Here is a 12,022-nt window from a genome sequence, read left to right on the forward strand (position 1 = left end):
GTTGGAAGGAGATAAAAAAATGCAGAAATTTTTAACAGTATTATTGCTTGCTTTTGTAACAATTGCTTTAGCAGCATGCTCATCAGGGGAACAAGAGCTAGGTGCAACGGATAAGGAAATTGATAAGAAAGTAGATGTTAGTTCTGTGCAAAAAGGTGAAACTAGTGGGGATTCTGAAAACGCCTCTAATATCAAAAGTACTAAAAATGTAACAAGACTTGATGCTGATAGTTTAATAGAAGCTTCAGTACAGGTATCACAAACAATTTGGCCAGCGACCGAGAACGCTAATAAGCCAGGTGCTGTAATACTGGCCCCGGTTGATAATTGGCAAATAGCTTTGGCCTCGGCTGACTTGATTCACCATCCTAACAACGGGCCAGTTTTATTCTATGAAGATGAGGGAATACCGGAGTTTACTCTTCAAGAATTAGAACGACTAAGTCCAACCAGTACGATGGATGGTATAGAAGTAATGGTCATGGGAAACGCCGATCAGAAAGTGTTAGATGAATTAAAGGATTATCAAATTCTACAGATTGAGGGCGAGGATCCGGTAGCGTTTGCAGTAGATGTTGATAAGGCTTACGCAGATGCTGCAGGAGAGATCCCACAAGGACTTATCATTGTCTCCTCGGAAGAAGAGGCTAAATTATATTCCTTAATTGCATCCAATTGGATTGCTCATATGCCTGAACCGATTCTTTATGTAACGAAAGATGAAATTCCTGACGCTACAATAAAAGCATTAGAGCTTAGAAATAAAGCGGCAAATATCTATATGCTTGGACCGGAATCCGTTATATCGGCTGATATTGAGGAAAGTTTAAAGGATTATGGTATGGTAACACGAATTGGTGGAGAGACTCCAGTAGAAGTATCTGTCGAATTTGCTAAATTCAAAGATGAGAAAACAGGTTTTGGGTGGGGTATAAATGAACCTGGACATGGTTTTGGATTTATTTCCACAGAGGATGCTGGCTTTGCAGTGGCGGGTGCTCCGTTTGCTCATCTTGGAAAACATGCACCGTTAATTTGGCTTGAGAATGGAGAAGTATCGGATACAACACATGAGTTTTTAGGAGAACTTCAACCAAAATTTACAGATGATCCAACAGTTGGTCCGTACAACCATGGTTTTATAGTTGGTTCTGGAACATCAATCACTATACAAACTCAAGGTATGATCGATCAAATGCTGGAAATAACTTCATCAGATGGCGGAGGACATGGGCACTAATTTTCTCTAAATTAAATATTAACCTTAATAAAGAGTCTGGTGTTTATACATTAGGCTCTTTATTGCAACAAGGAAACGATGAAGGTAATGAGTAAGTTAGGGATATCATTGTATTAGTTCTCATAGATAAAAATTATTAATAATAAGCTATAATTGAATTTACTTTGAGGTGAATGTTGTTCCTAGTCTTATAAAAGCTGATTAAGACCAAATTTGGAAATAGCAGTCTATACATAAATGAAGTACACCCATTTTACATGAAAGGCAGAAAAAAATAATCATTCATTTTTAAATCTCGATAAAAACTTCATATTTTCTTTGTATGATTAGAAAAAAGATAGGAGTGATTTAAATGGAATGGTTATTATTACTTATATGCCCGTTAATGATGATTTTTATGATGAAGGGACATAGTCATGGAGGACATAAGCGTCATAACACTTCAAAGGAAATAGATTCTAAAATGTCCTTACTTGAGAAAGAAAATGAGCGACTTCAAGAAGAAATAAACAATCTATCATCAATGATTAAGAAAAGCTAAACTCAACGAGCTATTTTAGTGCTTATAGTTCACTTTTCTTAAATATGTAGTGTATGTGTTGTAATGGCAATAAATTCTTAGTGTATAATAATTACCCTTTAAATAGTGTTGCAAAAATCATCCTTGAATCCCATTTTAAAGAGTGTGTAGTGGTAGAGTTCGCGAAGGAGACATGAATGTTTTTGAAGAGGTTCTTATAATCATTGAAAAATTAATTAAGAAATAAAAGGAGTCGATATACATGAATAGAATAACTTTAAATGTAAAAGGAATGTCTTGTGGCCACTGTGTAAAATCAGTAGAAGGAAGTGTTGGAAAACTAGATGGTGTTTCTGCTGTGAAGGTTCAATTAGAAAACGGAACAGTAGATATAGAATTTGATTCTAACAAAGTTACGCTAGATACTATTAAAGATACCATTGATGATCAAGGTTATGATGTAGAATAATAAACGTGCTTATAATAGCACGTCTTCTTTTATAATTTTATATACCCTATATAGGTATGAGGTGATAAGCGTGAATGGGAAAATTGTAGAAAATCAGTTTCAAGTGTCGGGTATGACTTGTGCAGCATGTGCAACTAGGATTGAAAAAGGCTTGTCTAAGATGGAAGGTGTTCAAGAAGCGAATGTAAACCTTGCACTTGAAAAGGCAATGGTGAAATTTGATGCTGGGATTATGGGTCCTATTGATATACAGAAAAAAATAAGGGATTTAGGTTATGATGTTGTCACTGAAAAAAAAGAATTGGTTATAACAGGTATGACCTGTGCAGCATGTGCAACAAGAATAGAAAAAGGCCTTAATAAGCTTAACGGTATAGTTCAAGCTAATGTGAACTTAGCTCTTGAAAAAGCATCAGTGGATTATAATCCTTCTGTAATTTCGCTTCAAGAAATGATCAGAAAAATAGAAGATTTAGGTTATGGTGCCATGGTGAAAAGTGAGGAAAATGAAAATGAAGCAGTTGACCATCGTCAGAGGGAAATTGAAAACCAACAGGGAAAGTTCATTTTTTCTGCAATATTATCATTTCCATTACTTTGGGCAATGTTTGGGCATTTTAGTTTTACATCATCCTTATATGTTCCAGAAGCACTGATGAATCCATGGGTTCAGATGGCCCTTGCAACCCCTGTGCAATTTATAATAGGAAAACAGTTTTATGTTGGTGCATACAAAGCGCTTAAGAACAAAAGTGCTAATATGGATGTACTTGTAGCTCTAGGTACTTCTGCCGCCTATTTTTATAGTATTTACTTGGCATTTAAAACAATTGGAAGTAGTGCCCACTCAGAGGGACTCTACTTTGAAACGAGTGCCGTTTTAATTACATTAATTATTTTGGGTAAACTGTTTGAGGCTATAGCAAAAGGAAAATCATCAGAAGCAATCAAAAAATTGATGGGATTGCAAGCCAAAACAGCTACAGTCCTTCGTGATAATAAAGAAGAGATTGTTCAACTGGAAGAAGTGGTGGTTGGAGATATTCTCTTAATTAAACCTGGTGAAAAAATACCTGTTGATGGGCAAGTTGTTGAAGGTAGTTCTGCCATTGATGAGTCAATGCTAACAGGAGAAAGTGTTCCAATTGATAAAACCGTTGGGGACAATGTCATAGGAGCAACACTTAACAAAAACGGATTTATTAAAGTAAAGGCCACTAAAGTTGGAAAAGAAACAGCATTGGCTCAAATCATCAAGGTAGTTGAAGAAGCGCAAGGTTCAAAAGCGCCAATTCAGCGTATGGCAGATTCTATATCTGGAATTTTCGTGCCAATCGTTGTAGGGATTGCGGTTCTTACATTTATCATTTGGTATTTATGGGTCGATCCAGGAAACTTCGCTGGAGCTTTAGAAAACTTGATTGCGGTTCTTGTAATTGCTTGTCCATGTGCATTGGGGCTAGCAACACCAACATCGATTATGGCTGGATCTGGTCGTGCTGCTGAGTATGGAATCCTTTTTAAAGGAGGAGAACACCTTGAAAAAACTCACAGAGTGAACACGGTCATATTAGATAAAACGGGCACGATTACAAATGGTGCACCTGTTCTAACTGATGTAATTACAGAACTAAGCGAGTCTGAATTTCTATCATTTGTTGGCTCTGCCGAAAAGCAATCAGAACACCCGTTGGCTCAGGCGATTGTAGAAGGAATAAAGAATAAATCGATTGATTTAAGAGATGTTACAGACTTTGAAAACATTCCTGGCTATGGAATTAAAGCCATTGTGGACGAGAAAATAGTGCTAGTTGGAACAAGACGTCTTATGAAACAGTACAATGTGAATGTCGAGAATGTATTAGGAAAAATGGAAGAACTAGAAAAGCAAGGAAAAACAGCTATGTTAGCATCTTTTGATGGCTCTTACGCAGGTCTAGTTGCTGTTGCAGATACAATAAAAGAAACATCTTCAGAGGCTATTAGTCGCATGAAGGGCATGGGATTAGAAGTCATTATGATTACTGGTGATAATCAACAAACGGCTCATGCAATCGCAAAACAAGCGGGAGTAGATCATGTGATAGCAGAAGTATTACCAGAAGGGAAAGCCGAAGAAGTTAAGAAACTTCAGGCAGAAGGGAAGATTGTCGCTATGGTAGGAGATGGAATTAATGATGCTCCTGCACTTGCTACTGCTGATATTGGAATGGCGATTGGAACAGGTACTGACGTTGCAATGGAAGCTGCTGATATTACATTGATCCGGGGGGATCTAAACAGTATTCCTGATGCAATCCTAATGAGTCACAAAACGATGAGAAATATCAAGCAAAATCTCTTCTGGGCTCTAGCCTATAACACGACCGGTATTCCAATTGCTGCCATTGGCTTCTTAGCTCCTTGGCTAGCAGGGGCTGCAATGGCATTTAGTTCCGTATCTGTTGTATTAAATGCATTGCGACTTCAAAAAGTAAAATTATAAGGAGAGATGCAAAATGAAAAAATGAATTCTTTCTGGAACGATTTATCTTCTTGTAGTGATTGGTTTTTACTATGGTATTACGGTTGTAACAGGTCCTGCTGAAAATCCTGTTCATTCGAATATGGAGCAACATGATAATTAACCTTTGATGGGAATACTCAATAAATTTATTTATCTATAATTCACTTTTAGAAAACAAAAGCACTTTAAATCATATATTCACCAGTTGTTGCCTATTTAATAACAGATTCGATTAGAAATATTATTTTTGTTTTTACAGGAATATTGCTTGTTCGCTCCCTAATCAGGTATTTTGATTCTTATTGCTTTTCAAAAACAATAATGTTTGCGAAAAGAGCCTTAAAATTAGACTACTAAAAAGCTTGAAATATCGAAATTATAGATTTCGAATGAAAAAATTCAGGAAGTATACCAGTCTCAACTGACGTAAGGAGGAAGGAAATTAGAAATGAATACTAGTGAAGAAATAAAAAAACGATATAATCGCATTTCTGGTATATACGAAATGATGGATAAAATGATAAAGGATAAATGGAGAGTAGATTTACTTTCACATGTATCTGGTAAAGTGCTTGAAGTTGGAATTGGGACAGGGGTTAATTTAAGACACTATCCAAAGAATATTTCTTCATTAACTGGTGTTGATTTTAGTAGGAAAATGCTCGAAATAGCACAAAAAAAGAAATTAAGTGGGGATTTCCAATTTCCAATTGAATTAATTGAAGCTGATATACAATATTTGCCCTTTGCAGATGATAGTTTTGATTCTATCGTTTCTACCTGTGTATTTTGCTCAGTACCTGATCCAATAAAAGGACTTGAGGAATTAAGAAGAGTTTGTAAACCATCTGGGAAAATCTATATGTTAGAACATATGAGAAGTGATAATCGACTAATAGGAGTGGTTATGGATGTTTTAAATCCATTAACTGTAAGGCTTTGGGGGGCGAATATAAATAGGGAAACTTTGAAAAATATAGAGAAAGCAAATATTAAAATTTATAAGAACATATCACTAATGAGTTCGGTTTTTAGAGAACTAACTTTAAGTCCCAAAAAGAATTAGAGTGGTTCACAGTTATTTCATATTTCAAACACCCATAAATGCATAAAATCTGCAACTTTTTGTAATATGCTTTTCATTGAGTTTTGAGAAGAGTGGTAATTATTGATTGGAGATAACTAATAACAATATTTTTACTATATTGCTTTTTTTGGCTCAATGGAAGACGTAACTTTTTATTTCATATAATGGGCTTTATAACGAAGAGGAAGGAGGAAATCTTCTGATGAAAAGTAAGGTACTAGTGGCTACATTATTATCTACATTAGTAATATTATCTGCTTGCGGAGCAGAAAGTACACAAGAAAGTGAGACTCAAGATATTAAGGAATTAGTGAATGAATATAGTTCAGATATGACAAATGACAAGTCCGCTTCTATAACATCTCAACAACTTATTGTGACCGAGAGTGATAATAGTGCGTTAGCCTATGACTTACCTAAAGACGAATTTTTTGTTTCTATCGCACCGTATGTCAATGAAACTCATCATTGAACGAATCATAACTTGACAGGTTGTCAAGGTGAATTGGTGGGGGAAGAGTTTGACGTATATATAGAAGATATGGAAAATAACGTAGTGTTTGACCAAACCATGAAATCCCAAAGTAACGGATTTATTGATTTATGGCTACCTCGGGATAAAACGTATCGCATAACAATTAAATATGAAGGAAAAATAGTTGAGTCAGAGTATTCAACTACTGAAAACAGTGGCACTTGTATTACAACCATGCAGTTAAAAGAGTCGGTATAAATTAAGGCTTATATTTATTTTGTGAAATAAAGAAGAGTAAATTCATCAATCGAATTTACTCTCTTTTTTTGCAAATTAATACTTCGAGTGCTTCTGATATAAAATAATAAAGGTAAGGTCATATGAAAGTGGTGTTAGTGAAGAGCAATTACTTCACAATGTGACATAAATATTAGCTTTTTGGATTTTTTACTGTTAATTTAACAGAAAAATAAACAACGATTCCAATCAAGAAAAGGTTGAGTATCTGTCCAAACATTTATGGTTACTCCTAATTAATCCATTTGTAGCCAACACCCCAAACAGTTTGTAAATATTCTTCTGCAGGGAATCCTGATTTTCGAAGCTTATCACGTAAATTTCTAACATGAGAGTCTATTGTACGATCGTCAGTAGAGACCTCATAGCCCCAAATGGTTGTAATTAAGTGCGCTCTTGTAAAAACCTTGTTTTGATTGCAGAGAAAAAGATTCATCAAAGCAAATTCTTTAGGTGTTAATGCAATATTCTTTTCAGCATATTGAAGTTGATGTGAATCATTGTCTAAAACTAAACCATTAAAAAATATTTTGGTGCTGTTAACAGTTTGCCTTTTTAACACAGCCTCGATTCTAGCAATCAATTCTTCTTCATCAAAAGGTTTTGAAATATAATCGTCTGCTCCATATTTTAATCCTTTTACAATGTCAGATTTATCACTCATAGCCGTTAGCATGATAATAGGTGTATCCCAGTGCTTACGAATTTCCTGACATGCTTCCCACCCATCCATTTCGGGCATCATTATATCCAACAAAATTAAATCCACAGATTTAGAACTTAAATATTTTATTGCATCTAATGGACTTTCATTTTTTATACAGTTATATCTTGGGGATAAATATAAAGATAACAAATCAAGCATTACAGGCTCATCATCAATTAGTAAAATTGTTCTCATCATTTATTCTCCTTTGAAGATTAGTTCAAAATTTGAGCCAATATTCTCTTTGCTAGTAACGATGATAGTACCATCATGTGCATGGACAAGCTCTTGTGCAATAGCTAAGCCTAGACCAGTTCCTCCAGTAGACCTTGTTCTTGCTTTATCAACTCGGTAAAAACGATTGAAAATGAAAGGGATATCTTTTTCGGGAATTCCTCTTCCATTATCTTCAATAGTGATGTGAATAGAATTTTTATATTTCCAAGATTTTAATAGAACTTTGGAACCTTCAGAAGAATACTTTTTTGCATTATCCAATAAATTTAAAAGGATTTGTTCAAGCTTCAAAGGATCCGCCATTAAAAACAGATTTGATTCACACTCAAGTTCAAAATTGATATGTTTCTCAAGAAATGCAGGAGATAGTTTTTGCTTCATTTTCTTTAGAAACTGAGTTAATTCTATATTTTCTTTGTTAATGACAAAAGAATTTTGATCAATTTTTGCTAATTCGAATAACTCTTTAATTAGTATGGATAAACGTTTTGTTTCATCCGAAATAATGTTAAGGTACTTTCTTTTATCCTCATCAGATAGCTCTCTTTTATTTACAATATCTGTGTATCCCTTAATATAGGTTAATGGTGTACGTAATTCATGGGAGATACTTGCTAGAAATTCACTTCGCTGCTGTTTTAAATAGTTTAACTCGGTTGCTAGTCTATCTATTGATTTTGCTAATTCACCTAATTCATCATCTGATGTTTTAGGTAAGGAGACATTAAAATTGCCTTTACTTATTTCATTGGTTACTTCCTTCATAATTATTAGAGGCTTTGTAATTCCTTTTGTAAGAAAAATGATAATGATAAGAGTCAGAAAGACGGAAATCCAACCAGCTAGGAGAAAATGTTCGTTTAAACTATTCATCAACTTATGGACGGATTCTGTATTTTCAAACATGTATACATAGCCAATTATCTGATCATTTATAAATACTGGACTGATCGTTGAAATATAGGGTACTTCTTCCCAATTACCTTCTATTATTTGTCCCTCTTTAGGGATACTTCCGGCAGGTATATTTATATACTCTTGTAAAGTTTCAGAGAAAGAAGAAGAACCCAATATCGTTCCATCTTGGTTAGTAATTACAACATCAGTTGTAGATTCCACCTCCATGAGAACAACGTGATTTATTGTTTCTTTATCAAAATGTTTTTCCAAAATGGCTCTATGTGAATTCCCTCTTGCATGTAACGCTTGTAGTTCCTCACTAACTCTTGTTTCGGTAATCCCCATATGTAAAAAGAAAAACATGAACGTCATTAATCCAAAAATGATTAAGAAAAAAAGAATTCCAAGCTTTATAGAAAGTTTTTTCAATGTTTTCACCTTGATTCTGTTTATATAAAATTACTTTACCTTAAAAGTGTGAAGGAATTATGCAGGTTTAGATACCAATAATAAATAAGTCAAAATTTGGTGTAATACTCATGGAAGAAGTTGTATTTTACACCAAATAATGAAATAAATCATTAGTCGCAGGCTTCATAATATTGAGCTTAATGATTTAGACAACGGGATACAGTGATAGTATTACACACCACTTAGTGTGACTATCGGAATTACATCTATTAAAATCTAGAAAATTAAATTATGTAAAACTTAAATTGAATAAAAAATTATCTTTAATCCTTCGTGGAGAAAAATATGAAACTAAATTCATATAAAACAAAGTGATCGCTCAAATAAAGTCACATTATCCATTCCAATTATTGGGGTTTCGAGTTGTGAATGCATAGTTTGGAGACCAAAGATATTACAAATTAATGAACAACCAGAGAGTTTGATGGAAATTTCTTAGTTGGGTTTATAAAAATGCAAAAAAAATGCAAAAATACCATTTATATTAAAAAGGTTTATTGCGCATTTTAATTTGATGTAATTGAGGTGGAAAGTTGAAAAAGTTATTTTTATTTATTTTTTCGTTAGGATTTATCTTTGCTTTTAACATTACTGTTCTAGCAGATGAGGGGCACTCTCATGATAGTAGTGATGATGCACAACAGGAAGTGGAAGTTAATGAAGAAAAGACAAATACAACTATAAATTCAGAAGAAGGAGAGGTACATGATGATACCGAAGGAGCCGAAGGTCACGAAGCCCATTTAGATTCTGGGGATCATTCTTCGGAGGGTACAGAAGGAGGACATGAAGAAGAAAGTGAAGGACATCATGGACCAGTAGTTGAAACTCCTCCAAACTATAAAGTTTTAGGTACTTATGGTGCTGTAAATCTATCGTTCATTTTAATCGGGGTATGGAATAAATGGTTTAGAAGGAAGGAGAATAAATAATGGCTGTTCCAGAAAAAAAAATAAAACAAGAAAAAGAACCTTTTGATCTTTTATCCATCCCGTTGGTTAAAAAGTTTGTAAAGAGTAAATGGTATCCAGGGATATTTCAATGGATGGTCATTGTGGTCTTTTCAATCATTGTTTTTGAATTGGTAATGGGGACGGTTAACCCTAGTAAAAATTTTGGAACAACCATGACATGGGTACTCTGGTGGCCAATTATCCCAATTTTGTTTTTAGTCGCTGGTCGTTTCTGGTGTGCTATATGTCCATTTGGAAAATTGAGTGATATTATACGAAAAACAATTGGGTCTAATCGACCGATGCCAAAATTTTTAAGAAAATACGGTATTTGGCTAATTGATTTGTTTTTTATTGCGATTACTTACAGTGATCATGTTTGGGGAATTGTTGAGTCGCCAAGAGGCTCTGGTTATCTTCTTTTATTACTAGTAACAATGGTTGTAGCAACTTCTGTCTTCTATGAGAGAAGAACATTTTGTAAGACACTTTGTTTTCTTGGTGGGCTTGCAGGAAACTATTCACGTTCTGGAGCTGTTAAAGTTCAGGCAACACCTGAAATTTGTAAGACTTGTAAAGTCCAATCTTGCTATAGGGGGACAGAGAAAGTAGAAGGGTGTCCAATGTTTCAGTTCCCAAGAACAATGGAATCCAGTGCTGAATGTAATATTTGTGGAAACTGTGTGAAGAACTGTCCGAATAATTCTATTAGGATTGAAACTAGAACACCCACAAAAGAACTTTGGGGCTTAAAGAATCCAAAGTTAGAGCACGCATCCTTAGCTGCTGTCATTATGGGGATTGTTTTTGTTCAAAATATTACCATGCTCGAACCATGGCAGGATATATTAAATGCTATTGGTAAGGTTACCGGAACAATGAATTACAACGTTAACTTCACGGTAGCCTTTATTATTGCAATGGCAATTCCGATCTTATTACTGCTGGGAACTGCAAAAATTGCTTCATTTTTAGGTATGGAAGGAACTGTGAAAAAGAACTTTACTCGTTTTGGATATGCGATTATTCCTTTAGATCTTGCCGGTCATCTTGGACATAATCTTTTCCATATATTTACCGAAGGAAAAGCAATTTGGTTTAACAGTATAGGATTATTTGGAATCGAATCCAATCCAACAAGTTTAAGTTTAGCTTCGACTCCAACGGTACAAATGATTCAGTATATTATCATTTTAATAGGCTTAGTGGGCACTACCTATGTAACTTATAGAATGGGTAAAAAAGCTACATTTAAATCAATGTTGCCTTATTACGTATTAATGTTTGCGCTGGCAATTGCCAATATTTATTTATTTTCCTTACCAATGAGTCATCGAGTTTAATGGAATACACTATATAATATAGGGCTCTTTTCTATATTTAAGAAAAGAGCCTGTCGTCAACTATCAGAAAATGGAGAATATCCAAGCAAGAGGAAAGGGAAAGAACGTACCAAGTTTTTATCCGAGCAAGAAAATGGGAGTAACCATACAATTTGAAAATCATAAGCTTGAATTAGCTGCAATTTATGAAAAAGAACATGCTCCTAATGTTATAGAATACAATGATCAGCCACCGTCATTCCCTATAAAATATGATAATCCAGAATATTCTAAAAAGAAGACGAACGGACACAGTATACTGAGGATTTCTTTGTAATTGAAAAGGATTGGATTGGTTGGGAAGAGTGGAAAACAGCTGAAGAATTACAAAACTCTCTGTAAAAAATCCAAATAGATATTGTATTGATGAAGAGGGCAATTGGCGTTGTCCTTCTTGTGAAAGACATGCTGAAGAATATGGACTGTCATTTCGAGTAAAATCATTAAAAGACATTGATTGAACCCATCAAAGAAACATTCGTTTTTTGGAGGATTTTTTATTAGATTTTCAAGGGAAATGGAACATTATTCAATAAAAAAAGTGGTAGAGCAGCATTTTGTTCTACCACTTTTTCCTTTAACTCAGCCATCCAGCATTTGTTTGAATACGTAATATATTGTAGCTGTTCCTTTTACGAAACGAATACTTCGTAATGTCTAAAACCGCTTTAGTTCCGTCGTGTATTCTTCTAAATTCTCATACACTCTCAAATTTAAATACCTTACTAAATTAAAAATATACATTCGTATTTCTTCGGTCTATTGTGGGGGATAACGCC

At 34.4% G+C, this 12,022-nt stretch carries 10 protein-coding genes; 8 read left to right on the forward strand and 2 right to left on the reverse strand.

Going from position 1 to position 12,022, the window contains the following annotated elements; genetic code table 11:
- Window positions 1–19 precede the first annotated feature (19 nt).
- The 6 genes from AA0X71_RS03850 to AA0X71_RS03875 all read left to right on the forward strand — a co-directional run bounded on the left by AA0X71_RS03850 (window position 20) and on the right by AA0X71_RS03875 (window position 6,555).
- Window positions 20–1,240, forward strand: a complete 1,221-nt coding sequence (locus tag AA0X71_RS03850) for a cell wall-binding repeat-containing protein (RefSeq protein ID WP_413359408.1) — start codon at window positions 20–22, stop codon at window positions 1,238–1,240.
- 352 nt (window positions 1,241–1,592) lie between these two features.
- Window positions 1,593–1,781, forward strand: a complete 189-nt coding sequence (locus tag AA0X71_RS03855; protein WP_413359410.1) for a DUF2933 domain-containing protein — start codon at window positions 1,593–1,595, stop codon at window positions 1,779–1,781.
- A gap of 241 nt (window positions 1,782–2,022) precedes the next feature.
- Complete coding sequence (copZ, locus tag AA0X71_RS03860; protein WP_413359413.1) at window positions 2,023–2,229, forward strand: copper chaperone CopZ; 207 nt, start codon at window positions 2,023–2,025, stop codon at window positions 2,227–2,229.
- 70 nt (window positions 2,230–2,299) lie between these two features.
- Window positions 2,300–4,714, forward strand: coding sequence for a heavy metal translocating P-type ATPase (locus AA0X71_RS03865; RefSeq protein WP_413359415.1), 2,415 nt, complete (start codon window positions 2,300–2,302; stop codon window positions 4,712–4,714).
- A 469-nt stretch (window positions 4,715–5,183) separates the two neighbouring features.
- Window positions 5,184–5,801, forward strand: a complete 618-nt coding sequence (locus AA0X71_RS03870; RefSeq protein ID WP_413359417.1) for a class I SAM-dependent methyltransferase — start codon at window positions 5,184–5,186, stop codon at window positions 5,799–5,801.
- Window positions 5,802–6,024: 223 nt separating this feature from the next.
- Complete coding sequence (locus AA0X71_RS03875; RefSeq protein ID WP_413359419.1) at window positions 6,025–6,555, forward strand: CueP family metal-binding protein; 531 nt, start codon at window positions 6,025–6,027, stop codon at window positions 6,553–6,555.
- A 271-nt stretch (window positions 6,556–6,826) separates the two neighbouring features.
- On the opposite strand, the gene AA0X71_RS03880 is transcribed toward AA0X71_RS03875, so the two are convergent.
- Complete coding sequence (locus tag AA0X71_RS03880) at window positions 6,827–7,495, reverse strand: response regulator transcription factor (protein WP_413359422.1); 669 nt, start codon at window positions 7,493–7,495, stop codon at window positions 6,827–6,829.
- Between the two features lie 3 nt (window positions 7,496–7,498).
- A complete protein-coding gene (locus AA0X71_RS03885) occupies window positions 7,499–8,866 on the reverse strand; it encodes an ATP-binding protein (RefSeq protein WP_413359425.1) in 1,368 nt (455 codons plus the stop codon).
- Window positions 8,867–9,441: 575 nt separating this feature from the next.
- On the opposite strand from AA0X71_RS03885, the gene AA0X71_RS03890 reads away from it, so the two are divergent.
- The gene (locus AA0X71_RS03890; protein WP_413359428.1) at window positions 9,442–9,840 is read left to right on the forward strand and encodes a hypothetical protein; all 399 of its coding nucleotides are present in this window, start codon (window positions 9,442–9,444) and stop codon (window positions 9,838–9,840) included.
- Complete coding sequence (locus AA0X71_RS03895) at window positions 9,840–11,204, forward strand: 4Fe-4S binding protein (RefSeq protein WP_413359430.1); 1,365 nt, start codon at window positions 9,840–9,842, stop codon at window positions 11,202–11,204. The genes AA0X71_RS03890 and AA0X71_RS03895 overlap by 1 nt, the downstream gene beginning before the upstream one ends.
- Window positions 11,205–12,022 lie beyond the last annotated feature (818 nt).

It is taken from the genome of Robertmurraya phoenicis (assembly GCF_047302285.1).
Lineage (GTDB): Bacteria > Bacillota > Bacilli > Bacillales > Cytobacillaceae > Robertmurraya.